Annotated in this window: 22 protein-coding genes; 7 read left to right on the top strand and 15 right to left on the bottom strand. The window is 54.9% G+C overall.

The annotated features are described in order from the left end of the window. Positions 1-12: 12 nt before the first annotated feature. Positions 13-1266 (bottom strand): MFS transporter, encoded by a 1254-nt coding sequence (locus AC4IBF_RS11775; protein ID WP_111965727.1) that lies wholly within the window; start codon positions 1264-1266, stop codon positions 13-15. Positions 1267-1387: 121 nt separating this feature from the next. Here AC4IBF_RS11775 and AC4IBF_RS11770 point away from each other — a divergent pair, with 121 nt between their 5' ends. The 3 genes from AC4IBF_RS11770 (at position 1388) to bioD (ending at position 4461) form a co-directional block, all read left to right on the top strand. Beyond that, the gene (locus AC4IBF_RS11770) at positions 1388-2320 is read left to right on the top strand and encodes a LysR family transcriptional regulator (RefSeq protein WP_223582034.1); all 933 of its coding nucleotides are present in this window, start codon (positions 1388-1390) and stop codon (positions 2318-2320) included. Positions 2321-2414: 94 nt separating this feature from the next. Continuing rightward, a complete protein-coding gene (gene mlc, locus AC4IBF_RS11765) occupies positions 2415-3635 on the top strand; it encodes a sugar metabolism global transcriptional regulator Mlc (RefSeq protein WP_111965729.1) in 1221 nt (406 codons plus the stop codon). A gap of 130 nt (positions 3636-3765) precedes the next feature. Further along, positions 3766-4461, top strand: a complete 696-nt coding sequence (gene bioD, locus AC4IBF_RS11760; protein ID WP_111965730.1) for a dethiobiotin synthase — start codon at positions 3766-3768, stop codon at positions 4459-4461. Here bioD and clcB read toward each other — a convergent pair. The 7 genes from clcB to AC4IBF_RS11725 all read right to left on the bottom strand — a co-directional run bounded on the left by clcB (position 4396) and on the right by AC4IBF_RS11725 (position 11038). Further along, positions 4396-5706 carry a voltage-gated ClC-type chloride channel ClcB gene (clcB, locus tag AC4IBF_RS11755; protein ID WP_325848118.1) on the bottom strand — a complete coding sequence of 437 codons (1311 nt, stop codon included), beginning with the start codon at positions 5704-5706 and terminating at the stop codon, positions 4396-4398. The two genes, bioD and clcB, sit on opposite strands and share 66 nt — an antisense overlap. Positions 5707-5808: 102 nt before the next feature. Further along, positions 5809-6957, bottom strand: a complete 1149-nt coding sequence (osmV, locus tag AC4IBF_RS11750) for an osmoprotectant ABC transporter ATP-binding protein OsmV (protein ID WP_491462836.1) — start codon at positions 6955-6957, stop codon at positions 5809-5811. Further along, positions 6957-7604, bottom strand: a complete 648-nt coding sequence (gene osmW / locus AC4IBF_RS11745; RefSeq protein WP_006808875.1) for an osmoprotectant ABC transporter permease OsmW — start codon at positions 7602-7604, stop codon at positions 6957-6959. The genes osmV and osmW overlap by 1 nt, the downstream gene beginning before the upstream one ends. 8 nt (positions 7605-7612) lie before the next feature. Further along, positions 7613-8512, bottom strand: coding sequence for an osmoprotectant ABC transporter substrate-binding protein OsmX (gene osmX / locus AC4IBF_RS11740; RefSeq protein WP_048030685.1), 900 nt, complete (start codon positions 8510-8512; stop codon positions 7613-7615). 18 nt (positions 8513-8530) lie between these two features. Then, entirely contained in the window at positions 8531-9241 is a 711-nt protein-coding gene (osmY, locus tag AC4IBF_RS11735; RefSeq protein WP_133294296.1) for an osmoprotectant ABC transporter permease OsmY, read from the bottom strand. A 276-nt stretch (positions 9242-9517) separates the two neighbouring features. Further along, complete coding sequence (locus AC4IBF_RS11730) at positions 9518-10255, bottom strand: YoaK family protein (protein ID WP_133294297.1); 738 nt, start codon at positions 10253-10255, stop codon at positions 9518-9520. A gap of 159 nt (positions 10256-10414) precedes the next feature. Then, positions 10415-11038 carry a glutathione S-transferase family protein gene (locus AC4IBF_RS11725; RefSeq protein WP_288459464.1) on the bottom strand — a complete coding sequence of 208 codons (624 nt, stop codon included), beginning with the start codon at positions 11036-11038 and terminating at the stop codon, positions 10415-10417. A gap of 427 nt (positions 11039-11465) precedes the next feature. Between AC4IBF_RS11725 and AC4IBF_RS11720 the strand changes: the two genes are divergently transcribed. Continuing rightward, positions 11466-11921 (top strand): hypothetical protein, encoded by a 456-nt coding sequence (locus AC4IBF_RS11720; protein WP_491462835.1) that lies wholly within the window; start codon positions 11466-11468, stop codon positions 11919-11921. Positions 11922-11964: 43 nt separating this feature from the next. Here AC4IBF_RS11720 and AC4IBF_RS11715 read toward each other — a convergent pair whose 3' ends face one another. Further along, positions 11965-12375, bottom strand: a complete 411-nt coding sequence (locus tag AC4IBF_RS11715; RefSeq protein WP_248173764.1) for a YybH family protein — start codon at positions 12373-12375, stop codon at positions 11965-11967. Between the two features lie 493 nt (positions 12376-12868). Between AC4IBF_RS11715 and AC4IBF_RS11710 the strand changes: the two genes are divergently transcribed. Continuing rightward, positions 12869-14545 (top strand): caspase family protein, encoded by a 1677-nt coding sequence (locus AC4IBF_RS11710; RefSeq protein WP_491462834.1) that lies wholly within the window; start codon positions 12869-12871, stop codon positions 14543-14545. Between the two features lie 287 nt (positions 14546-14832). Here the strand turns inward: AC4IBF_RS11710 and AC4IBF_RS11705 are convergent, their stop codons facing one another. The 3 genes from AC4IBF_RS11705 to AC4IBF_RS11695 form a co-directional block, all read right to left on the bottom strand. Next, positions 14833-15048 (bottom strand): DUF6500 family protein, encoded by a 216-nt coding sequence (locus tag AC4IBF_RS11705; RefSeq protein ID WP_491462833.1) that lies wholly within the window; start codon positions 15046-15048, stop codon positions 14833-14835. A gap of 95 nt (positions 15049-15143) precedes the next feature. After that, complete coding sequence (locus tag AC4IBF_RS11700; protein ID WP_059365166.1) at positions 15144-15461, bottom strand: YebG family protein; 318 nt, start codon at positions 15459-15461, stop codon at positions 15144-15146. A gap of 70 nt (positions 15462-15531) precedes the next feature. Further along, complete coding sequence (locus AC4IBF_RS11695; RefSeq protein ID WP_115874926.1) at positions 15532-15885, bottom strand: helix-turn-helix domain-containing protein; 354 nt, start codon at positions 15883-15885, stop codon at positions 15532-15534. A gap of 337 nt (positions 15886-16222) precedes the next feature. Between AC4IBF_RS11695 and oqxA the strand changes: the two genes are divergently transcribed. Together oqxA and oqxB are read left to right on the top strand one after the other, a co-directional pair. Then, entirely contained in the window at positions 16223-17398 is a 1176-nt protein-coding gene (oqxA, locus tag AC4IBF_RS11690) for a multidrug efflux RND transporter periplasmic adaptor subunit OqxA (protein WP_491462832.1), read from the top strand. A gap of 24 nt (positions 17399-17422) precedes the next feature. After that, positions 17423-20578: a multidrug efflux RND transporter permease subunit OqxB gene (oqxB, locus tag AC4IBF_RS11685; RefSeq protein ID WP_325813409.1), complete on the top strand. Its 3156-nt coding sequence runs from the start codon at positions 17423-17425 to the stop codon at positions 20576-20578. 67 nt (positions 20579-20645) lie between these two features. Here the strand turns inward: oqxB and oqxR are convergent, their stop codons facing one another. The 3 genes from oqxR to AC4IBF_RS11670 form a co-directional block, all read right to left on the bottom strand. Further along, positions 20646-21125, bottom strand: a complete 480-nt coding sequence (gene oqxR, locus AC4IBF_RS11680) for an efflux pump transcriptional repressor OqxR (RefSeq protein ID WP_029739386.1) — start codon at positions 21123-21125, stop codon at positions 20646-20648. Positions 21126-21262: 137 nt separating this feature from the next. Continuing rightward, on the bottom strand, positions 21263-22651 hold the full coding sequence (locus AC4IBF_RS11675; RefSeq protein WP_136194777.1) for a sensor histidine kinase: 1389 nt from the start codon (positions 22649-22651) through the stop codon (positions 21263-21265). Then, positions 22651-23328, bottom strand: coding sequence for a response regulator (locus AC4IBF_RS11670; RefSeq protein ID WP_111965744.1), 678 nt, complete (start codon positions 23326-23328; stop codon positions 22651-22653). The genes AC4IBF_RS11675 and AC4IBF_RS11670 overlap by 1 nt, the downstream gene beginning before the upstream one ends. Positions 23329-23437: the final 109 nt, after the last annotated feature.

Genomic DNA, 23437 nt, shown 5'->3' with positions numbered 1-23437 from the left:
CCCGCAGGCGTATTATCTCAGACGTTTATGAAGACTTGCGCCAACCAGCAGCGCGGCGCACAGCATCAGCGCGATAAACCCGCCCACGCCGTTCCAGCCGTAGTTATGCCAGAAGACACCGCCGAGCGTCCCGGCGATGCTGGACCCCAGGTAATAGCTAAACAGATACAGCGACGATGCCTGACCTTTGGCGCGACGGGCGCGCGGTCCAATCCAGCTGCTGGCGACCGAATGCGCGGCGAAGAACCCCGCGGAGAAGAGCAGCATGCCGGCAAAAATCAGCCACAGGGAGGAGAAGAGCGTCAGCAACAGGCCGACCAGCATCATCGCCGTGAAGAACAGCATGACCGGACCGCGGCCATAGCGTGCGGTCATCGCCCCGGCCTTCGGCGAGCTCCAGGTGCCGGTAAGGTAAGCCACGGAAAGCAGGCCGACCACCGCCTGGCTCAGATGCCACGGCGAGAGCATCAGGCGGTAGCCAATATAGTTAAACAGCGTGACGAACGAGCCCATCAGCAGGAAGCCGGTCAGGAACAGGCGCGGCAGCCCCTTGTCGCGCCAGTGCAGACGGAAATTGATAAACAGCGTTTTCGGGCGCAACGAGGTCGGGCGGAAATGACGCGATTCCGGCAGAATTTTCCAGAACATCAGGGCAGATGCCAGCGCAAAACACCCGATGACTGCCAGCGCAATACGCCAGTTAAAGAAGTCCGTGAATACCCCGCTCAGCAGACGTCCGCTCATTCCGCCAATCGAGTTCCCGCTGATGTAAAGCCCCATAGAGAAGGCAACAAAGCTCGGGTGGATCTCCTCGCTGAGATAGGTCATCCCGACCGCCGCCACGCCGCTGAGCGAGAGCCCAATCAGCGCGCGCATCACCAGAATACCGTGCCAGCTGGTCATCATGGTCGAGAGTAACGTACAAACCGAGGCCAGCATCAGCGCGGTTACCATCACCGGTTTACGGCCAATGGCGTCGGACAGCGGCCCGGTAAAGAGCAGGCCAATCGCCAGCATGCCGGTAGAAATAGAGAGTGAAACGCTGCTGCTGGCAGGCGATACGCCAAACTCATGGGAGAGAACGGGCAGGATCGGCTGTACGCAATAGAGCAGAGCGAAGGTTGCCAGACCGGCGGAAAAGAGCGCCAGCGTGACGCGCATAAATTGGGGAGTACCACGTTTAATGAACTGAACCGGCTGCGATGCTGCGGGTAAATCATTGATATCTCTGGCCGGATCGATATCAATAGTAGTTGTACGACTCACACAGTTTCCTTGCTTAAACATCCCCGTGATTTCTGGTGACGGGTATGACCACCTGTTAAGGGTAGGAAAATGTAAATATTCTGTCTAATATATTAATAATCTCAAATGATACTTTAGAAATATGAATATCGAGCTGCGTCATCTCCGCTACTTTGTCGCCGTCGCCGAAGAGCTGCATTTTGGCCGCGCGGCGGCACGGCTAAACATCTCTCAGCCACCGTTAAGCCAGCAGATTCAGATCCTGGAGCAGCAGGTCGGGGCGCGCCTTCTGGCCCGCACCAACCGCAGCGTGAGCCTGACGGCGGCGGGTAAGCAGTTTCTGAACGACAGCCGACAAATTCTGAGCATGGTCGATGACGCCGCCGCTCGGGCAGAACGGCTCTATCTCGGGGAAGCCGGAGAGTTGCGCATCGGGTTTACCTCGTCCGCGCCGTTTATCAGCGCCGTCTCGGAAACCCTGTCGTCATTCCGCCGCCATTTCCCGGATGTTCACATTCAAACGCGCGAGATCAACACCCGCGAGCAGATCGCGCCGCTGAATGAAGGCTCGCTGGATCTGGGGCTCATGCGTAATACCCAGCTGCCGGACTCGCTGGAGTGGGAGGTGATCCTGCGTGAGCCGCTGATGGCCATGATCCCGCACGATCACCCGCTGGCGTCGCGTCCGACGGTTTCGCTGGCTGAGCTGGCAAAAGAGCCGTTTGTCTTTTTTGACCCGCAGGTTGGAACGGGTCTGTATGACGATATTCTGGGGCTGATGCGCCGCTACGATCTTGCCCCGGTCATCACCCAGGAAGTCGGGGAAGCGATGACGATTATCGGCCTGGTCGCCGCCGGGCTGGGCGTCTCTATTCTTCCAGCCTCCTTTAAACGGGTACAACTGCGCGAAATGCGCTGGGTAACCATTGCCGAAGAGGATGCCGTTTCAGAGATGTGGCTGGTCTGGTCAAAACATCGAGAACAGAGCCACGCCGCGCAGCGCTTCAAACAGCAGTTGATGAACGCCTCTGCCGGGCAGCATTTTCAGGCAAAAGTGGGCAAAAATGTGCGGTAAATCACATGGCTAAGTAAATATTTGACGGCAGCCATACAAGTGCTTCACCATAGCCAACAGTTTATTTCGAAGCTCGAAAATAAGGGAGTACGAGGTGGTCGCGGATAGTCAGCCAGGGCATATTGATCAGATTAAGCAGACCAACGCTGGCGCGGTGTATCGCCTGATTGATCAGCTTGGTCCGGTTTCGCGTATCGATCTTTCGCGCCTGGCACAGCTGGCACCTGCCAGTATCACCAAGATAGTCCGCGAGATGCTGGAAGCACACCTGGTTCAGGAGACGGAAATTCAGGAGCCGGGCAGCCGTGGCCGTCCGGCCGTTGGGCTGGTGGTGGAGACGGAGGCCTGGCACTATCTGTCGCTGCGCATCAGCCGGGGGGAGATCTTCCTTGCGCTGCGCGACCTGAGCAGCAAGCTGGTGGTGGAAGACCGTCTTGAACTGCCGCTCAACGCCGAGGAGTCGCTCCTTGAGGCGATAGTCTCGCACATCGATCGCTTCTTTATCCGCCATCAGCAGCGCCTTGAACGCTTAACGGCGATCGCCATCACCATGCCGGGTATTATTGATACCGAAAATGGTATTGTTCACCGCATGCCGTTCTACGACGATGTGAAAGAGATGCCGCTGGGAGAGGTGCTGAAAAACCATACCGGCGTGCCGGTCTATATTCAGCATGACATCAGCGCCTGGACGATGGCGGAAGCGCTGTTCGGCGCGTCCCGGGGCGCGCGGGATGTGATTCAGGTGGTTATCGACCATAACGTCGGCGCGGGGGTGATTACCGACGGACGGCTTCTCCACGCCGGAAGCAGCAGCCTGGTGGAAATCGGACATACCCAGGTCGACCCTTACGGCAAGCGCTGCTACTGCGGGAACCACGGCTGTCTCGAGACCATTGCCAGCGTGGAAAGCGTGCTGGAACTGGCGCAGGTCAGGCTCAGCCAGTCCATGAGCTCCTCGCTGCACGGACAGCCCTTAACGGTGGATTCTCTCTGCGCCGCCGCGCGCCAGGGCGATCTGCTGGCGAAGGACATTATTACTGGAGTAGGGAATAACGTTGGCCGCATTCTGGCCATTATGGTGAACCTCTTCAATCCGCAAAAAATCCTCATTGGCTCACCGCTGAGCCAGGCGGCGGAAATCCTCTTCCCGGCGATCTCGGCCTGTATCCATCAGCAGTCGCTTCCTGCCTACAGCAAAAATATTGCGGTAGAAAGCACCCAGTTTTCCAACCAGGGCACGATGGCAGGCGCGGCGCTGGTCAAAGATGCCATGTATAACGGCTCGCTGTTGATCCGCCTGCTACAGGGTTAACTCTTTTCCGCTGATGTAAGAAAAATTGCGCTATCTCAAGCCGGGTAGCGTACGCATCCCGTAGACTTCCTCCACTGAATTATTTACCTGGTTTATATTTTCGAAGCATACCCAAGAGGTGGAGTGAGTCATGCTTAAGCGTTTCTTTGTTACTGGTACAGATACCTCTGTCGGCAAGACCGTCGTATCCCGCGCATTGCTGCAGGCGCTGGCAGCAAGCGGTAAACGCGTGGCAGGGTACAAACCGGTCGCAAAAGGGAGTAAAGAGACGCCAGAGGGATTGCGTAATAAAGACGCCCTGGTGCTGCAAAGCGTCTCGTCACTGGAGTTGCCTTATCACGCGGTCAATCCCATCGCGTTAAGCGAAGAGGAGAGCAGCGTGGCGCACAGCGGCCTGATTAATTATCCCCTGTTGTCCGACGGACTGGCGAACCTGAGCGAGAAGGTTGACCACGTAGTGGTTGAAGGGACGGGCGGCTGGCGCAGCCTGATGAATGATTTGCGCCCGCTGTCTGAATGGGTTGTGCAGGAGCAGCTTCCGGTGGTAATGGTGGTAGGGATCCAGGAAGGGTGCATCAACCACGCGCTGCTGACGGCGCAGGCGATTGCCAATGACGGCCTGCCGCTGATTGGCTGGGTGGCAAACCGCATCAACCCGGGCCTGGCGCACTACGCCGAGATTATTGACGTGCTGAGCACCAAACTGCCTGGCCCATTAGTCGGCGAGCTGCCTTATTTGCCACGCGCCGAGCAGCGCGAGCTAGCGCAGTACATCGATCTCTCTGCCCTCGGTGGCGTGCTGACCGTAGATCGAGTCGTGGCGTAACGTCCGCGACAATACGGACGCCACCACGCAGGCGACCAGCAAACCGGGCAGTAAAAAATACTGTCCGGTCATTTCACAGACCATCAGCGCCGACATAATGGGCGCATGCGTGGTCGCGGCGAGTAGCGTTGCCATCCCTGCCAGCCCCAGCAAAATAGCCGTTTCAGAACCCGGCAGCCACAGCGCGAAAAACTGCGCGAATAGCATGCCTGTTGCCATGCCGACAAACAGCGTGGGCGTGAACACCCCGCCCGGCGCGCCCGACCCGCTGCTCGCCAGCACTGCCAGCAATTTACAGATGAACACCCCGGCAATCACCGACAGCAGCGGCGGCGCGAGCAGAAAAGCCTGAACCACGCTGTAGCCATTCCCCCACACCTTCGGCGTCAGAAGAGACAGCAGCCCAACGATCGCACCGCCCAGCGCTAATTGCCACGGAGGCGAGAGTTTTAAGTGCAGGAAAAGACCGTGGCTGAATGCCATCAACCCCATCAGCAGCGGTCCGCAAAGCCCTGCCAGCAGCCCCATGGCGACCAGCAGGGCATAATCGGCTGCGGTGAGTGTGCCGCTCAAATGGACCGCGTAGAGCGTGCCGGTACCCGGCGCCAGGAGCTGCGTGGTGAGCAGCGCCACCACCGCCGCGATAATGACGGGGCCGAGCGAGGCCAGCATCAGGGTGCCAAACAGAATCTCCGCAATAAACAGGCTTCCGGCTAATGGAGCATGGTAGGCGCTGGCCATCCCGGCCGCTGCGCCGCAGGCGATCCATAACTTCCATTCGGATTTGGGCGTAAAGCGCCGGGCAAAAAAGGAGGCGGCGAGGGCAGCAAGCAGGATCATCGCCCCTTCACGCCCGATGGCGCTGCCGCTGGCAACGACAAGCAGAGAGGCAAGAGATTTCACCAGGCTGGCGCCGTAGTCAAACTGACCGTCGCCCGTCTCCAGCGCTTCCATGTAATCGGTAGGGGCATGAGGCCGCTGGGCGGTCAGGCGCTGCCATCCCCAGAGCAGCAGCCCGGCAGCCAGCCCGCCCAGCGCGGGCGTCAGCGCGCGCCGCCAGGGTGAGAGCGACGCGGCGGCATTCACCAGGCTGCCGCTGTCGTTGCTGAGAAGCAGCCACTCCAGCAGATACATGCTGTGGCGGAACACCGCAACGGCCAGCGCGGCCAGCACGCCGGTGACGGTTGCAATCAGCAGTCGACGAAACATCGCGCGGATGTCGGGGTAAGTATGAAGACGTTGCATGAGTCGCGAGTAAACGGGAAAGATACGATATTGTGGCGGCTAATCGCGGGGTTAGCAAAAGGTATGCGTGCGGAAAAGCCGGGCGATGCCCGGCCAGAAAGGTTAGCTGTCGGTGTGAATATTCAGCGCCCGGCGCGTACGACCTGAACTCAGATACTCGGCAATATAGTCCTGAGAAATCTCGCCGTTGTAGCGCCCGTCCTCATCCACTATCGGCATCCAGCTGGTGTTGCTCTCATACAGGCGTGACAGGACCACGCGCAGGTTGTCTTCCGCTTTACCAGTCATGCGGAACTGATGCAGGATGTCGGCGCAGGTTCCGCTGGCGTTACGCGCTTCGCGACGCTTCACAAAGCCCAGCGGTTTGCCGTGTTCGTCAACTACGGTAATCGCGCGAATATCGTTATCATCCATGGTCGCAAAGGCTTCAGGGAGCGGAGTAGAGCCCCGCACCGTAATGGTCGGCTGCTGGTCGGTGACGTCGCCCGCCGAGACCAGCAGCAGGCGCTTCAGGGTGCGGTCCTGACCGACAAACGAGCCAACAAACTCGTTCGCCGGTTTCGCCAGCAGTTCGTCCGGGCTGGCGCACTGCACGATTTTCCCCTGACGGAACACCGCAATACGGTCGCCAAGCTTCAGGGCCTCATCGATATCGTGGCTGACCAGCATGACGGTTTTTTTCAGCTTGCGCTGCATCTCCAGGAACTGGTTCTGGATCACCTCGCGGTTGATCGGGTCCACCGCGCCGAAGGGCTCATCCATTAGCAGTACCGGCGGATCCGCCGCCAGGGCGCGGATCACGCCGATGCGCTGCTGCTGGCCGCCGGACATCTCACGCGGATAGCGATTCAGGAACTTATGCGGATCCAGCGCCACCATATCCATCAGCTCTTCGGCGCGGGTTTTACAGCGCGCTTTATCCCAGCCCAGCATGCGCGGCACGACGGTAATGTTCTCTTCGATGGTCATGTTAGGGAACAGGCCAATCTGCTGGATCACGTAGCCAATGTTGCGGCGCAGTGTGACGGTGTCCATCCCGCTGGTGTCTTCGCCGTTGATCAGGATCGTCCCGCTGCTCGGCGTAATGAGGCGGTTAATCATCTTCAGTGTGGTGGTTTTCCCGCAGCCGGACGGGCCCAGCAGGACGCACATTTCCCCTTCGGGCACGTTCAGGTTGACGTTGTCGACGGCCTTAAAGGTCTGACCGTGCTTCTGTGAAAATTGTTTGGTGAGGTTTTCCAGTTTTATCATTATCGAATCCCCTTTGGAGTCAGAACCACCTGCAGACGGTGCAGCAGCCAGTCGAGCACAATCGCTAAAAGACAAATCATCAGCGCGCCCGCAATCAACATGCGGATATCACTTCCGCCGATGCCGTTGAGCAGCAGCAGGCCCAGACCGCCCGCGCCGATCACCGCGGCAATCGCCATCACGCCGATGTTCATCACCACGGCGGTGCGGATCCCGCCGAAAATCACCGGCAGCGCCATCGGGATTTCGACCCAGCGCAGGCGCTGCCAGAAGGTCATGCCGATGCCGCGTCCGGCTTCACGCAGGCCAGGCGGCAGGCTGTCGAGCGCCGTATGGGTGTTACGCACGATCGGCAGCAGCGAGTAGAGAAATACCGCCGTGATGGCGGGCAGGGCGCCAATTCCCTGACCGATCAGCGAAAACAGCGGGATCATCAGGCCAAACAGCGCAATGGACGGAATGGTCAGCACGATGGTGGCAATCCCCAGCACCGGCGTTGCCAGCCACTTGTGGCGAACAATCAGAATGCCGAGCGGTACGCCGATGATGATGGCTAAACCTACGGCCAGCGCCACCAGCCACAGATGCTGCAGCGTCAGGGTTAACAGGTAGTCCCAGTTGTCCAGAATGTAGTGAATCGTCTCCATAGTGCCTCCTACAGCAGCTGTTTGCTACGCAGGAAATCGCGGGCGACCTGCTGCGGTGACTGATGGTCGATATCCACCTTCTTGTTCAGTTCGGTGATAACGTCGTTGTTGAGCTGGGCAGAGAGGGTGTTGAGCGCCTCTTCCAGGCCCGGATTGGCCTCCAGCGTGTCCTTACGGACTACCGGGGTGACGGCATAGCTCGGGAAGAAGCCTTTATCATCTTCCAGCACCTTGAGGTCGAAGCCCTTCACGCGCCCGTCGGTGGTGTAAATCAGTCCGGCGTCGACGAAGCCGTCGCGCACCGCGTTATAGACCAGACCGGGGTCCATCTGACGGATCTGCGGGCGGTCCAGGTCCATCTTATAGGCGGCCTGAAGCGGCTTCATGCCGTCGCTGCGCCCGGCAAATTCCAGGTCTAAACCCAGCAGCCAGTTTTTGTCCGGGTTGGTTTTACGGATCTGCTCAATCTTGGCCACCATCTCCGACATGGTGTTGATATGTTCCGCCTCGGCGCGCTTGCGCTGCATGGCGAACGCATAGGTGTTGTTCATGTCGGCGGGCTTGAGCCAGACCAGACCGTGCTTCGCGTCCAGACGTTTCACCGTCTCGTAAGACTCCTCTGGCGACATGCGCTTGTTGATGTGGTTAAAGATGATTAATGACGTGCCGGTGTACTCCCAGGTCATGTCAATCTGCTTGTTGATCATCGCGTTACGGGAAATCACCGTGGCGATATTGGTTTGCGGCTGAACCTGGAATCCTTTCTTTTGCAGGTACTGCACGGTCATCGCCGAGAGAATATGCTGCTCGGTAAAGCTCTTGGTTGCCAGAATCAGCGGGGCCGCCATCGCCTGGCTGGTGAACAGCGCCGCGGCACACAGCGCCGTCAGGCCGGAAAACAGTCTCATAAAAGCTCCTTGTTATTGTTATCGAGCGAGATGGGGACTCATCACGCGACCCAGCGCCGCCAGCAGGGTATCGAGGATCAGGGCGAACAGGGCGGTGGCCGCCGCGCCGAGGATCAGGGTCGGGAAATCGTTCAGATAAATGCCGGGGAAAATCAGCTCGCCGTAGCTGCTGGCACCAATCAGGAACGCCAGCGGCGCGGTACCGACGTTAATGGCGGTCGCAATGCGAATGCCGGAGAGCATGACCGGCCAGGCGGCAGGCAGCTCAACCTGACGCAGACGCTGCCATTTGGTCATGCCAATCCCGTTTGCCGCTTCCAGCAGCGACGGCGGGACCGAGCACAGCCCGGCATAAGTATTACGCACGATCGGCAGCAGCGAGGCGAGGAACAGGGCGATGATGGCGGGCGTATCGCCAATGCCAATCACCACCATCGCCAGGGCCAGCACGGCCAGCGGCGGCAGCGTGTTGCCTACGTTGAAGATTTGCATCACATATTCGGAGATTCCCCGCGCGGCCGGGCGGCTCAGCAGAATACCCGCCGGAATACCCACCAGCAGGGCAAAGAACATTGATGAGAAAACCAGAATCATATGCTGTTGCCCGAGATAGATCAGGTCAACCTTACGCGCCTTGATCGTTTCCAGCCCGATCCCCCAGACGAGGAGGGCGAGAACCACGATAATGGCGCCGACAAACAGCAGCGAACGTTTGAGTAATGGGTGCATTGCGGTGTGTCTCCCTGTGCGCATGCGTTATAGCAACCACCGGTTGCCTGTTGTTATGCCATGTTTCGGCAGGGGTATTTCACCTATAGCAAGCGTTTGGGAAGGGTTCCAGCGAAGGGGTAAAATCAGTAACCCTATGAAAACAGTGACAACCTGGTGTTAAGCCTTATGGCGTAAGGGCTGATTGTGTAGCGGGCAGAATAGTCCTAAAGCGAATCTTTCGATGTGACAACGTCACATCGAAAGAGCTCTTACACCGAAAATATGGCACTACCTTCATAGAGTGGCACGCACTCGTCGAACCCGCGACGAGACGGTGATAATTGATACCACGGCTACAACCGCAAGCATCAACCCCAGCGCCAGCATGGCGTTGAAGCCAATCCATCGGAACAGCAGCAGCCCCGCGATACCGCCCGTAATGAAGGAAAACAGGGTGGTTAAGTGGGTTTTTAGCTGACTTTTTTGTGCCGCCGTATCTTTGGAGTAATCCCTGCGCAGCATCGCCACCATTACGGAGGCCAGGGAAATCCCCGCGTCCGTTAGCGTGCCGGTAATGTGCGTCGATCTTACCCGTCCGCCGGAAAGCTGCGTGGAGGTGGAATTATGAATGCCCATCAGAAAGCAGAGAAAAAGAATAATTTCGCGGTTGCTGTTGAGCGCATGGAAATACATTTCGTAGAAGGAAACGCCGGTCAGTAATATCCCCTCGACAAAAAGGATCTGGCAAAAAACCAGCCTGACGTTATGGATAATACCCCATATGACGATCGTGCGCGCAATAATGGCGCCAGCCACAAATGAGAGAATGATCGAGCCGAAGAAAATAATATCGCTCAGATCGGTAGAAGAAACTTCGCTGGATAACTGTGAGGTGTTGCCGGTCATGTGTGAGGGAAAAAAACCAAATGCCCCAAGGGCGATGGCGTTAAGCAAACCTGCCGAGGTCGCCAGCCAGAGAGCAAGCCGGCGATCCTCCTTATGCGTTCGTTCTTTCTTGAGTCTTATCAGCAAGAATACCTCCGGGTTGAGCTTTGCCTGCCTATTCAGGCTAGCAAAGCGATTCAACGGGCTGTCCAGGATAGAGCTTAATTATTATTCCCTCTGATGACTTTCAGGGTTTCGTAATTAAATAAAACAGCCCCGTTGCGGTATTCATTCAGGCATTAAGTTTTACACCATGCCGTTATTGCCGTGACGCAAAAATGCCGGACGCTGGTTAAGGCGCTCGAACCAGGCCACAATGGCGGGTACGTCTGGCTTATCAAACGGCGTCATTTTCCAGCGATTCACCGACAGCCCAAGCACCACGTCCGCAAGGGTAAACGTCTCGCCCGCCGCAAAAGCCCCGGTGCGCTGCAGCTGGTTTTCCAGAATGGTGATGCAGTGGTTCCACTCCTTGATTCCTGCCGCAATGCGCTCAGGGTCGTTAAAGTCCGGGTTTTTACGCCCCAGGGCCGGGAAGACATAGCGCCAGGCGTTGTTAAATTCAGTGGCCTGCCAGTCCATCCAGCGCTCAACGTTGGCGCAGGCCTGCGGTTCTGCGGGCAGCAGATCGTGACGTTCGGCCTTGCGCGCCAGATAACGGCAGATGGAATTGGACTCCCACAACACGAAATCACCGTCAATCAGCACCGGCACCATGGCGTTGGGGTTCAGGGCGCGGAAGGCATCCGTTTCCGTCGAGGCGAAACCGCTGCCGTAATCTTCCTGCTGATAGGTTATGCCCGCTTCTTCGCAGGTCCAGAGCACTTTACGAACGTTGATGGAGGTGGTTTTGCCGAGGATGGTGATCATTGCGCAGGTGTCCTTTAGAGGAATGAATTGTCTAAAAACAATACACCAGTTGCACGGGTGAGGTTGGGGCAAAATTTGGTGGGGCGTGCTCTGTGTGGCCCCGGTGAATGTTTCTGGAAGGCGCCTCGCAAACCGCAAAGTAACCTTATGAAATTCAGCGTTTTGTCTTTTCCTCTACGGGGCGCGGTCGTAAAGTGCCTGCGTTGCGGCACATCCGCAATCGGGCGTAGGAACCCGTCAACCATATAGTGACATTACGTATGTCGCAGCAGTGCCGATCTCGTTACAATAACGGTGGCGCTGACGGAGCAGCCGTTAGGCTGGCCGTTTTCTATATGGGCGGTATTCCTACCTCTGTCAGCGCTACCCCCCGAGCGTAGGAACTCAAAGGGTGTTTAAATAAACTCCATATAGAAGGAAGCCTTGGATGGCGACTATCCCAACTCTGACTTATCTCCCGTCTGACGAAAACGTCATTCTGCAACGTATCTCCCGACCGCTTCCGGCCGATGCCGATCTCTTTGACGTCGCCGACAACTGCGCCGCGCTGGTAAGCGTGCTGGTCGAAACCGATGATGTCGCGAGCCGTACAGCGCTGTGCGAGCGTCTCCTTCAGGCCCTGCGCAGGCTGCGTGAACTCTGTGATGTCGATCTTCCGCCATACCTGATTGAACAGTTGATCATGGGTGAGAAAATCAACTCCTGCGTGCCGGACTGCTGGCAGGATACCCTGACTCAGGTGGACTACGTTCTGGCGCTGACGCAAGCGGTTATGGGTGGAACGCTGCCCGCTCACTTAGCGAAAGAGCTAACGGGCCTGCTGCACGATATGGTGTGGCTGCTGGCTGAGTTTGTGAAGGAGCCGCGCATTACTGCGCATTAAGGGGCTGGCGTGGAGGGGCGGCAGCGCCCCTTTGAAACCGTGATTAACGCGATCGGTTCCCGGTATCCAGAAGCGACGTACCGTACGAGTTGTCGATGGTACAAAGCCAGCGACCGTCGCTTTCCTGCCGAAAAACATAGGTCGCGCGACGCGACATTTCTGTTGTCCCACCCTGACCATCAGGAAAACGCAGAACGGTTTCCATGATAACGAGGGCATTGCCGCCACCTTCGATCACCTGCAACTCTCCTTGTTCCACAATCAATTGGTCCTGGAAATAATCCGAGATGGCAATAAACGCGTTGCGGATGTTTTCTTTGCCTTTCACCGTCATGCCGGGCTTAACTACCAGAGCCGCGTCTTCGGCGTAGTATTCCATCAGCGCGTCATAGTTTTTGGTGGTAATGGCGTGGTCGCAGGATTCGATTATCTGGCGTAGCGGATGTGGGGTCATGCGTATTTCCTTGTTAAAGGGTAAACACGTATTAACGTAACAGCATGGCGTGTTTGTATAGCTACCAGGTTTTATGGCTGGTGGCTGGTGGCTGGTGGCTGTGGGTGTAGGTAAGGTTACGTCGGCTAAGCGCTAGAAACGGGCATCTCTCTTATCAAATAAAATTAACCATGTCTACTGGTCTAATTTAGACCCGATGCCTTTCAGTCGACAAGGAGGATTTGATCACCATGTAGGGCGTAACGGGGCTCGCTAATAACCTGATGACAAAAAAACTCTGTAGCAGGAATGCTAAGCAGTGAGAAAACCGCTGTAGGTAATGGTTATTGGTAGATATGAAAAGTCACTATTCTCAAGTTCATCTTATCAGTTCTATAGATTCAGTGGTTTTTTATTCAAGTCATATCTATCAAAACTAAAGCAACTATCGTATAATTTCATCTGCACCACTTTGTTCATTCTTTTTAAATCAATAGCTTTAAGGATACATGCTATGTCTAAACCCATAGAATCAAAAATGACTAAGCTTAGCAATTTTGTTGATGTTATTGCTGGTTTAGAATCATCAAACTTAAATCAAATTCTAGGGCAAACCCAACAAATATCTAAAAAGACCATTGCAGATGAGCCGTTATCTGAAAAGGTAAACATTGCAATTATTATTGGTATTTCAGATTATGGGTCAACAGAGTCAAATTTACCTCAGTGTAAAAATGATATGGAGTTAACGTCTGAAATCGTATCCAGAATTAAGAAGCCGCTACATACTCTCAAACTCTCTGGAAAGGCAAGCGGAAGGGAAGCGTCAGATAAACTAATAAACTTTTTTAAAGAAATAAAAGAAAAAAGTTTAAACGTCGATGAGCTTTTCTTTTATTTTACAGGCCATGGTCTTTCACATGATACAGGTGGAGCTGGTAGTGAATCACGATTGGTTTTTTCTGATTACTCTCAGAACAGAATAAATGAAACAACTATTTCATCTGATTTTATTGACGATTTGGCAAGAGATATTTCTCCTGTAACATATGTTAAAATTATAGATGCATGCTTTAGCGGAAGTAAATTAATAAAGAATGCAATTGACCAAAGGGATAAATTCCTAGAAGTTGTATCAAAGGACAAAAAACATTACGAAAATAGCGGTTTTAACAACGTGTATGTAATGGCTTCATCAAGAAATGATCAACTGTCTTTCGCTAATACAAAATATAGTGATTTTTCGGAGTCAATATTTCAAGCACTATTTGAGTTAGAAGGAGAGATAAAATATCGCCACTTAGTTAATAGACTTGCGGATGATTTTTCAAAAAAAGAACAGCGCCCTGTTTTTGTAATGCAAGGTTCTTTTGATGAAGGTTTTGGTGAGATAGATGCTGACACGAAACAGTTTATTTATGGTAACTTAATATCAGAGTATGCCAGCGGAATAGAGATAAAGAATAGCGATAAAACATCTGAAAATGATGATGCATTCCTGAAAGATCTGGAAGCGAAGTTAAAAGAAAAAACAAAAGAAAATATTTTTAATTCAGAATCTTTAAAAAAATACATAGCCTCAATAGACACAAATATAGAATCATTATCAAAAAAAATATCTGCATTTTACACATATTCAGTTAATGCAAGCGAGAAAAAACCGCTACCAAATGAAGTGGTGATAGGGGAGTGGTTAAAAAATAACAAACACACCTATTTTGCCACGCCGAGATATAGAAGAAGCGTTACAAATCCATTGGCCTCAAACAGCTCACAATCTGTCACGAACCCGACTATTCCTCCCACTCAGAATAACAATAATGAAGATCTCCAGCCACTCATTGGTTTCTTATTTCAAACAATGACTGATAACGACTCTGAAAGTAGAATTCGGCAAGTAACGTTTACTCCGAAAGATGATTTCAGAATTTTGGATTCCATATCTATCAATCTAGCCCTTATGCACTCAAACGAGAAAATAACTTTATTCTCATCTATTGAGTCATGCCCACTTATAGATTGGGGTTCTTATTCAAGAGCAAAATGTAGAAACTGGAAGATTAATGAAATCTCATCACCCGGAAAGGCAGCGGCTACAAAAAAAGAAATTGACGATATATTTAAAGAATTCAATTCATTTATATTAAATTATTTAAAGAGTAAGGGTTCTTCAGCAGAATCAGTTTCATAATTGGAAAAGCGATAGAGTGATACCATTCTATCGCTTTTAAAAAGCAGATATATTGTACTTTCGGAGGAAGATAATTCTATTCTTTCTCATTTTCAATCTCGTTAAATTAGAATTCGATAACGATTTATTCCACGTTGTGGAAAGTATTCATTCGAAGTTTAAAGCTTTACAAGGAATATTAATATAATTTATTTTCCTGCTTGATTGTTTAAATTTTTTATAACTTTGCTAACTACACCTCGTTAAAGACCATCGAGGGTTGTTACCGGCTATTCCGCTTTAGCGTGTTAAAGGGCTGAGACGAGGTTTCTAATCTTTTCAGCCTTTTCAAAATGGTCGAGCTTCATCTCCATAATCCACCAGTGCGCCACTTCCATAAGCAGTGCCGGATCGTCGTTTTTATTAGCAAAAAAAGCATAAAACGAAAGCCCAACATCGCTTCCCTTAGCGGCGATTTTTGAATCACAGATCCTGATGATCTTTTCCTTCATTCCTTGCCGCACGCCATCTCCTTTACTCTTTTCATGTTCAGGATAAAAAAAGCCGCAAGCAGATGTCTGCTTACGGCTACAGGATCGTTAATAACGTTTTCTGGCAATCAGGCCGCTTTCACAGCCCTAATTTTTTTCGTGTCAGCCGCATCGGATTCTGTTTTATCCGCTACCGCTGGAGCAGTGAGATCGGGAAGCTTGCTGGTACGAAGAATATGCTGCACGGTCTCTTTCTGCTCGGCGAGATACAGGCCAAGATTTTCAGCCTGCGTTTCATCCATCTGCATTCCGCTTTGCAACAGCCAGTCGGTGAACGCGTCGGCCATATCAAGCAGCTTGTCGTGAGCGTCAGCCTCTTTCTTACTGGCAAATGTCATTTTCTCTTCACCTTTTCTTACGACAACAAATTTTGTTTCAACAGCCATCGTGCACCTCGCTATACTGTGTTTATATACAGCATACCAGCACCGGTTCGATGTTGCAGCAAAATATGCATTACTGGCGAAGCTGCTGCGTTTCGGGGCCACCTATACTGCGCCGCCATGCCCCAGGCGCCTGACCATACTGACGCTTAAAGCTGCGGTTGAAGGACTGTTGGGAGTCAAAGCCCAGCGCGATCGCCACGTTCAGAATCGGTTCGTCGCTGTGGGATAACCGCTCAACCGATTTTTGCAGCTTTTGCGCACGAATATACCCGGCGAGGGGATAGCCCGTATGCTCTTTGAACAGGCGCTGAAGGTGCCATTTCGAGTAGCCGGAACGCCTGGCGACGGTCTCAATGTCCAGGCGACTGTCCAGGTTGTTGTCGATCCAGTCGAGTAAATCATGCATAAATGCGCCAGTGTTCATCTGGTTACCCCCACGCAGCGGATGAAAAAGTATCTTTGTCTGTTGCATTTAAAGGTGACGCGTTTTTTCAGTAATTGCAAGTTTTATTGTTGCATTTAAATCCCTGACCGAAACGGGTCTTTTCACATCCGCTCAAATAGCACATAAAGTGCAACAATTATTCTTGCACTTAGTTAAGCGCCTTCCTACAATCGCCGCGAATAGTGTATTCGCAACTGTTACAGTTTTGTGGCGATGAACGACACAAATGGCCTGAAGACAGCCCCCGGACAAAGGAAGTGGCGCGGTGCCTCCTGCTGCGTCTTGCCCGGTGGCGACAATTACTGGAATAAAAATAATGAGCCTGCAAAAAACCTGGGGTAACTCTCCTCTGAGCGCGCTGGGGGCAATATTGCTCTCCGTGCTGCTCGTCGGATGCGATAACAGCGTCGCGCAAAATGCCGCGCCACCTGCGCCTGCCGTGAGTGCCGCTGACGTGGTGGTGAAATCGATTAGCCAGTGGGATAGCTTTAACGGCCGGATTGAAGCGGTGGAGAGCGTTCAGCTGCGCCCGCGCGTTTCCGGCTACATTGATAAGGTGAATTACACCGACGGCCAGGAAGTGAAGAAGGGCGAGGTGCTGTTCACTATTGATGACCGTACCTATCGCGCCGCGCTGGAACAGGCGCAGGCGAACCTGGCAAGAGCCAAAACGCAGGCCAGCCTGGCGCAAAGTGAGGCTAACCGTACCGATAAGCTGATCAATACCCATCTGGTCTCACGGGAAGAGTGGGAGCAGCGTCGCTCGGCTGCCGTTCAGGCGCAGGCCGACATTCGCGCCGCGCAGGCGGCGGTTGACGCAGCCCAGCTCAACCTGGACTTCACCAAAGTGACCGCGCCTATCGACGGTCGCGCCAGCCGGGCGCTGATCACCAGCGGGAACCTGGTGACTGCGGGCGATACCGCCAGCGTCCTCACCACGCTGGTCTCGCAGAAGACGGTGTACGTCTACTTTGACGTGGACGAGTCAACCTATCTTCACTATCAAAATCTGGCCCGCAGCGGGCAGGGGGCGTCCAGCAATCACACGGCGCTGCCGGTTGAGATTGGCCTGACGGGTGAGGAGGGTTATCCCCATCAGGGCAAAGTGGATTTCCTGGATAACCAGCTTACGCCGAGCACCGGGACAATCCGCATGCGCGCGCTGCTGGATAACTCACAGCGTCAGTTCACGCCGGGACTGTTTGCCCGCGTACGCCTGCCGGGCAGCGCGGAATTCAAAGCCACGCTGATTGACGACAAGGCGGTGCTGACCGATCAGGATCGTAAATACGTTTATATCGTCGATAAAGAGGGGAAAGCGCAGCGTCGCGACATTACGCCGGGTCGTCTGGCAGACGGTTTACGCATCGTGCGGCAGGGGCTGAATCCTGGCGACAAAGTCATCGTCGAGGGTTTACAGAAAGTGTTTATGCCGGGTATGCCGGTTAACGCCAAAACCGTTGCCATGACCGCCACCAGCACCCTCAACTGATCCCTTGACCTGAGAATCCAACCCATGGACTTTTCCCGCTTTTTCATCGACAGGCCGATCTTTGCTGCCGTCCTGTCGATTCTGATTTTTATCACAGGGCTAATCGCCATCCCGCTGCTGCCGGTGAGCGAATACCCTGACGTCGTGCCGCCAAGCGTGCAGGTGCGTGCGGAGTACCCGGGCGCTAACCCGAAAGTGATTGCCGAGACCGTGGCGACGCCGCTGGAAGAGGCGATCAACGGCGTTGAGAACATGATGTACATGAAATCCGTCGCGGGCTCGGACGGCGTGCTGGTGACCACCGTCACCTTCCGTCCGGGGACTGACCCCGATCAGGCGCAGGTTCAGGTACAAAACCGCGTCGCGCAGGCCGAGGCGCGTCTGCCGGAAGACGTGCGGCGTCTGGGCATTACCACCCAGAAGCAGTCGCCCACGCTGACGCTGGTGGTGCATCTGTTTTCACCAAACGGTAAGTACGATTCGCTGTATATGCGCAACTACGCCACGCTGAAGGTGAAGGACGAGCTGGCGCGTCTGCCCGGCGTCGGCCAGATCCAGATTTTCGGCTCAGGCGAATACGCGATGCGCGTCTGGCTGGACCCTAATAAAGTGGCGGCACGCGGGCTGACCGCTTCGGACGTGGTCACGGCGATGCAGGAGCAAAACGTACAGGTCTCCGCCGGTCAGCTTGGCGCCGAGCCGCTGCCGAAAGAGAGTGATTTCCTGATCTCCATTAACGCCCAGGGGCGTCTGCACACCGAAGAAGAGTTTGGCAATATTGTCCTGAAAACGACGCAGGACGGTACTGTCGTCCGCCTGCGCGACGTGGCGCGGATTGAAATGGGCTCCGGGAGCTATGCCCTGCGTTCCCAGCTGAACAATAAAGACGCGGTCGGGATTGGTATCTTCCAGTCGCCGGGGGCGAACGCTATCGATCTGTCTAACGCGGTGCGCGCGAAAATGGACGAACTGTCGACGCGCTTCCCGGCGGACATGAAGTGGGCGGCACCTTACGATCCGACGGTCTTTGTGCGCGATTCGATCCGTGCGGTGGTGCAAACGCTGCTGGAAGCCGTGGTGCTGGTCGTGCTGGTGGTCATTCTGTTCCTGCAAACCTGGCGCGCGTCGATCATTCCGCTGATCGCGGTGCCGGTATCGGTGGTGGGTACCTTCAGCATTCTTTACCTGCTCGGCTTCTCGCTGAATACCCTCAGCCTGTTCGGGCTGGTGCTCGCCATCGGTATCGTGGTGGACGACGCCATCGTGGTGGTGGAAAACGTCGAGCGAAACATAGAAGAGGGGCTTGCGCCGCTTGCGGCCGCGCACCAGGCGATGCGTGAAGTGTCCGGGCCGATTATCGCGATTGCGCTGGTGCTGTGCGCGGTGTTTGTGCCGATGGCGTTTCTGTCGGGCGTTACCGGTCAGTTCTACAAGCAGTTTGCGGTGACGATCGCGATATCGACGGTGATCTCCGCTATTAACTCGCTGACGCTCTCTCCGGCGCTGGCGGCACTGCTGTTAAAGCCGCACGGCGCGCCGAAAGATTTCCCGACCCGGCTTATCGATCGTCTGTTCGGCTGGATTTTCCGTCCGTTTAACCGCTTTTTCCTCCGCAGCTCAAACGGCTATCAGGGGCTGGTGGGTAAAACGCTGGGACGACGCGGCGCGGTATTCGTGGTTTATCTGCTGCTGCTCTGTGCCGCAGGCGTCATGTTTAAAGCGGTGCCCGGCGGGTTTATTCCTACGCAGGATAAGCTTTACCTGATTGGCGGTGTGAAGATGCCGGAAGGCTCTTCGCTGGCGCGTACCGACGCGGTGATCCGCAAAATGAGCGAAATCGGGATGAATACCGAAGGCGTGGACTATGCGGTCGCGTTTCCGGGGCTGAACGCGCTACAGTTCACCAATACGCCGAATACCGGGACGGTGTTCTTCGGCCTGAAGCCGTTCGATCAGCGTAAACATTCCGCTGCGGAAATTAATGCGGAAATTAATGCGAAAATCGCGCAAATCCAGCAGGGCTTTGGCTTCTCCATTCTGCCGCCGCCGATTTTAGGGCTGGGTCAGGGGTCGGGCTATTCCCTGTACATCCAGGATCGCGGTGGTCTGGGCTATGGCGCGCTGCAAAACGCGGTGAACACCATGTCCGGTGCGATTATGCAGACCCCGGGAATGCATTTCCCGATCTCAACCTATCAGGCTAACGTTCCGCAGCTGGACGTCCAGGTTGACCGCGATAAGGCGAAAGCGCAGGGCGTGTCGCTGACCGATCTTTTCGGGACGCTGCAAACCTATCTGGGGTCGTCGTACGTCAATGACTTCAACCAGTTCGGACGAACCTGGCGCGTGATGGCGCAGGCCGACGGGCAGTTCCGCGACAGCGTGGAAGATATTGCGAATCTGCGCACCCGCAACAGCCAGGGCGAAATGGTGCCGATTGGCAGTATGGTGAAAATCACGACCACCTACGGGCCGGATCCGGTGATTCGCTATAACGGCTATCCGGCGGCGGATTTGATTGGCGATGCCGACCCGCGCGTGCTCTCATCTGCGCAGGCGATGACGCAGCTGGACGCGATGTCTAAGCAGATCCTGCCAAACGGGATGAACATTGAATGGACGGATCTGAGCTTCCAGCAGGCCACTCAGGGCAATACGGCGCTGATCGTCTTCCCGGTGGCGGTGCTGCTGGCGTTCCTGGTGCTGGCGGCGCTGTATGAAAGCTGGACGCTGCCGCTGGCGGTGATCCTCATCGTGCCGATGACCATGCTCTCCGCACTGTTTGGCGTCTGGCTGACCGGGGGCGATAACAACGTCTTCGTGCAGGTGGGGCTGGTGGTGCTGATGGGGCTGGCCTGTAAAAACGCCATTCTTATCGTGGAGTTTGCCCGCGAGCTTGAAATTCAGGGCAAAGGCATCATGGAGGCCGCGCTGGAGGCGTGCCGCCTGCGTTTACGCCCGATTGTGATGACCTCCATCGCCTTTATCGCCGGGACCATTCCGCTGATCCTCGGCCACGGCGCTGGCGCAGAAGTGCGCGGCGTCACGGGGATCACGGTATTCTCCGGCATGCTTGGGGTGACGCTGTTTGGTCTGTTCCTGACGCCGGTGTTCTACGTGACGCTGCGTAAGTTCGTGACGCGTGGGAAAAAAGAGGAAAGGGACGTTTTGCCCGCGTAAGGACGTTGCCGATAATAAAAAACCGCCTTCATAGTGAAGGCGGTTTTTTTTCGCATCAGGTAAAACGTTATGACGTTTTTTGATACTGGGCAATAAGGTCGGGGAGTGGATCCCATCCGCTGCTGTCGGCGTTTTTCACCGCTTCCAGGGCGCTTGCCACGGTATGGCGGGCCAGTACTGCTAACGAAGCCTCTTCGGCTTCTTCAGAAATTGATTTGAAGTACCAGCAGGCGTTGGCGCTGACCACGCAGCGGGCCGGCACGTCAGGGCGGGAGGCCCACAGCTTTTTATCTTCGATAACCGAAAGGTAGATGTCGCGCAGGGTGATCTCTTCCGGCGGGCGACCAAGATGAATGGAGCCGTTACGGCCAAGCGTTGAGACGATAATGCCGTCTCGCGTCAGCGGAACCATCAATTTGCGGATGAAGCTCGGGTTCGCTTCCAGACCGTAGGCCAGAATCGCACTCGTCGAACGTTCACCCAATTGCTCCGCCATCGCTACGCTGAGAACCATCTGCAAAGCTGTCGGGAAGCGGTAATCTAACATTTCTCTGTCCTGGGTTGCGGTGAATCTTGTTCTTTTTGGCACCGCAGAGGTGAATAAGCAATAAACAACAATATAACAAACACGGTAATTTTTTTGAAGCAATCTGCGGCATTTGCGATCAAACCCCCTGTTCTGCTTTAGCTAAACGTGCGGTTCGGGAAGTCTACCGTCACCAGGAGGCCACCTTCTGCAGAGGTTGTCAGGTTTACGCTGCTGTTGTGTTGCTGCGCCACCGCTTTAACGATGGCAAGCCCCAGCCCGCTGCCGCTCTGCACCTGATTGGGATCGCGGAAAAAGCGGTCGAACACGCGCTCCTGCAGCTCGACCGGAATACCAGGGCCCGCATCGGAGACGCGCAGCTGGACGACGCGATCGCCCGCCCGCACGTCGACCTGAATCCGCCCGCCCTCGGGGCTGTACTTCACCGCATTCTCAATAAGATTATCAATCAGCGACACCAGGCGTTCCCTGGCGCCGGGGATCCAGACTTCATCCTCGGCAAAGAATTCCAGCTCGATCCTGCGCGCAGACGCTAAGGGTTCAAGCTCGGCCATGCGCTCCTGGACGAGGGTCGTCAGCGGCACGGGCTCCATGACCGTATCAATACTCGCTTCACTGTGCATCATCAGCAGAAGCTGATTGACGAGACGCGCGGCGCGGCTGTTGCTGCGGATCACGCCGGCAAGCAGCTCCTGCTGGCTTTCGCTGATGACCCAGGACTGCAGCGCCTCCACGTTGATGCGCATCGCCGCGAGGGGCGTACGCAGCTCGTGCGCGGCATCCGCGATGAAAACTCGCTCCCTTTCCGCGCTTTCACGCACCCGGGCAAGGAAGTCATTGATCGCGTCCACCATCTGGCGAAGCTCTCTGTGCTTCGGTACGGCTTTTAACGGAGAGAGATCGTCCGGCGTGCGTAACGTAATTTCATTGACCACCTTATTCCATGGACGCATCGCAATGCGGATGGAGAGCCATGCGGGAAACAGCAGAAAAGGGAAACAAACCAGAAGCGGCAGAATGTAGTATCCGCGCGAGTTCAGGTAGATAAAGAAGTTCCAGCCGCTGGCAGGGGTGAAAAGGGTTACCTCCACGTCGGAGTGGGGCGATTTCAGGGTTCGGCTGGTCCAGATGCGACCTTCACTTTGAACGTGCTCCATTTCACCTTGTCGAGTATTTGTTACCCCTGCGGGTGCTCCGTCGGATGAAAAAATAACGGTATTATTTTTGCGAACGATGAGGTTAATCGACAGCAGGGGATCTTCCCCTCCGCCGTAACCTTCACGCAGCGCCTTGCTGAAGGCCTCCAGCACGGCGGTACGGTCCTGCGGGCGTCCGTCCATACGCTCAGCCAGGGTAAAAACGGTTTCGTACGTTTTGCTGCCCGTGATGATAGGAGGGCTACGCAGGTCCTCCCACAGAATGAAGGTTAAAAAAAGACACCACAGCAGGGTAAGCAGCAGCATCTGGGCGATGATAATTCGCCGTACCAGCGTCGGTCGCCTCAGGTGATACCAGACGTTTTGCATCAACCGGTCACCTTCTGTATTGAGACGGTATCAATAACGTACCCGACGCCCCGGACCGTTCGCACATAGCCGTCGCCGATTTTTCGCCGTAAATTTCCCATATGCACGTCGAGCGCGTTGCTGAGGTTCTCTTTGTTGCCGAATATCCTTTCTTCCAGAAACCGCCGGGTCAGCACGCGGTCCGCGCGCAGCATCAACGTCTCCAGCAGCGCGTATTCACTGGCCGTTAAATCGATATGGCGCGCGCTCACCGTCACGCGACGCGTCGGTATATGAAGAGAGAGCCCGCGAATTTCTATCGCCTCATTCTCAAAACCGTAGCTGCGCCGTGCAAGAGCCCTCACTCGCGCCAGCAGCTCGGCGAGAATAAAAGGTTTGACGAGATAGTCGTCCGCGCCGGCATCCAACCCCCGCAGGCGATCCTGCAATGTTCCTCGCGCCGTCAGGATGATGACCGGGATCCCCTTGAGCTGCTGACGCAAACGCGTCATCAGGCTCATGCCATCTCCGTCGGGCAGGCCGAGGTCGAGCAAAATAAGTTCCGGCACGCAGACGTCAAGCTGATGCAGCGCATCCTCTTTACGGCGAACCCATATGACGTCAAACCCTTGATCTGAGAGAGCGATACGTACGCCATTGCCGAGATCCAGGTCGTCTTCGATTAGTAGAATTTTCACATTGGTAACGGTATCAACCGTGAATGAAGAACATCTTAAGAAAAAAACGGTATCAGGAAATCAGCCTGGTATACAGCACCTGCTTGCGCTTCAGCGTTTCTTCATTTTC

The sequence above is a fragment of the Enterobacter sp. Taxon_8 genome (genome assembly GCF_058354585.1).
Note: the sequence above shows the minus strand (reverse complement) of the source record. Positions and strands in the feature narration are given on the sequence as shown.

Excerpts from the sequence above, each read along its gene's own strand:
- AC4IBF_RS11770 (WP_223582034.1), top strand. The coding sequence starts at position 1,388 with ATGAATATCGAGCTGCGTCATCTCCGCTACTTTGTCGCCGTCGCCGAA.
- bioD (WP_111965730.1), top strand. The coding sequence starts at position 3,766 with ATGCTTAAGCGTTTCTTTGTTACTGGTACAGATACCTCTGTCGGCAAG.
- clcB (WP_325848118.1), bottom strand. The coding sequence starts at position 5,706 with ATGCAACGTCTTCATACTTACCCCGACATCCGCGCGATGTTTCGTCGA.
- osmV (WP_491462836.1), bottom strand. The coding sequence starts at position 6,957 with ATGATAAAACTGGAAAACCTCACCAAACAATTTTCACAGAAGCACGGT.
- osmW (WP_006808875.1), bottom strand. The coding sequence starts at position 7,604 with ATGGAGACGATTCACTACATTCTGGACAACTGGGACTACCTGTTAACC.
- osmX (WP_048030685.1), bottom strand. The coding sequence starts at position 8,512 with ATGAGACTGTTTTCCGGCCTGACGGCGCTGTGTGCCGCGGCGCTGTTC.
- osmY (WP_133294296.1), bottom strand. The coding sequence starts at position 9,241 with ATGCACCCATTACTCAAACGTTCGCTGCTGTTTGTCGGCGCCATTATC.
- AC4IBF_RS11725 (WP_288459464.1), bottom strand. The coding sequence starts at position 11,038 with ATGATCACCATCCTCGGCAAAACCACCTCCATCAACGTTCGTAAAGTG.
- AC4IBF_RS11720 (WP_491462835.1), top strand. The coding sequence starts at position 11,466 with ATGGCGACTATCCCAACTCTGACTTATCTCCCGTCTGACGAAAACGTC.
- AC4IBF_RS11715 (WP_248173764.1), bottom strand. The coding sequence starts at position 12,375 with ATGACCCCACATCCGCTACGCCAGATAATCGAATCCTGCGACCACGCC.
- AC4IBF_RS11710 (WP_491462834.1), top strand. The coding sequence starts at position 12,869 with ATGTCTAAACCCATAGAATCAAAAATGACTAAGCTTAGCAATTTTGTT.
- AC4IBF_RS11700 (WP_059365166.1), bottom strand. The coding sequence starts at position 15,461 with ATGGCTGTTGAAACAAAATTTGTTGTCGTAAGAAAAGGTGAAGAGAAA.
- AC4IBF_RS11695 (WP_115874926.1), bottom strand. The coding sequence starts at position 15,885 with ATGAACACTGGCGCATTTATGCATGATTTACTCGACTGGATCGACAAC.
- oqxA (WP_491462832.1), top strand. The coding sequence starts at position 16,223 with ATGAGCCTGCAAAAAACCTGGGGTAACTCTCCTCTGAGCGCGCTGGGG.
- oqxB (WP_325813409.1), top strand. The coding sequence starts at position 17,423 with ATGGACTTTTCCCGCTTTTTCATCGACAGGCCGATCTTTGCTGCCGTC.
- oqxR (WP_029739386.1), bottom strand. The coding sequence starts at position 21,125 with ATGTTAGATTACCGCTTCCCGACAGCTTTGCAGATGGTTCTCAGCGTA.
- AC4IBF_RS11675 (WP_136194777.1), bottom strand. The coding sequence starts at position 22,651 with ATGCAAAACGTCTGGTATCACCTGAGGCGACCGACGCTGGTACGGCGA.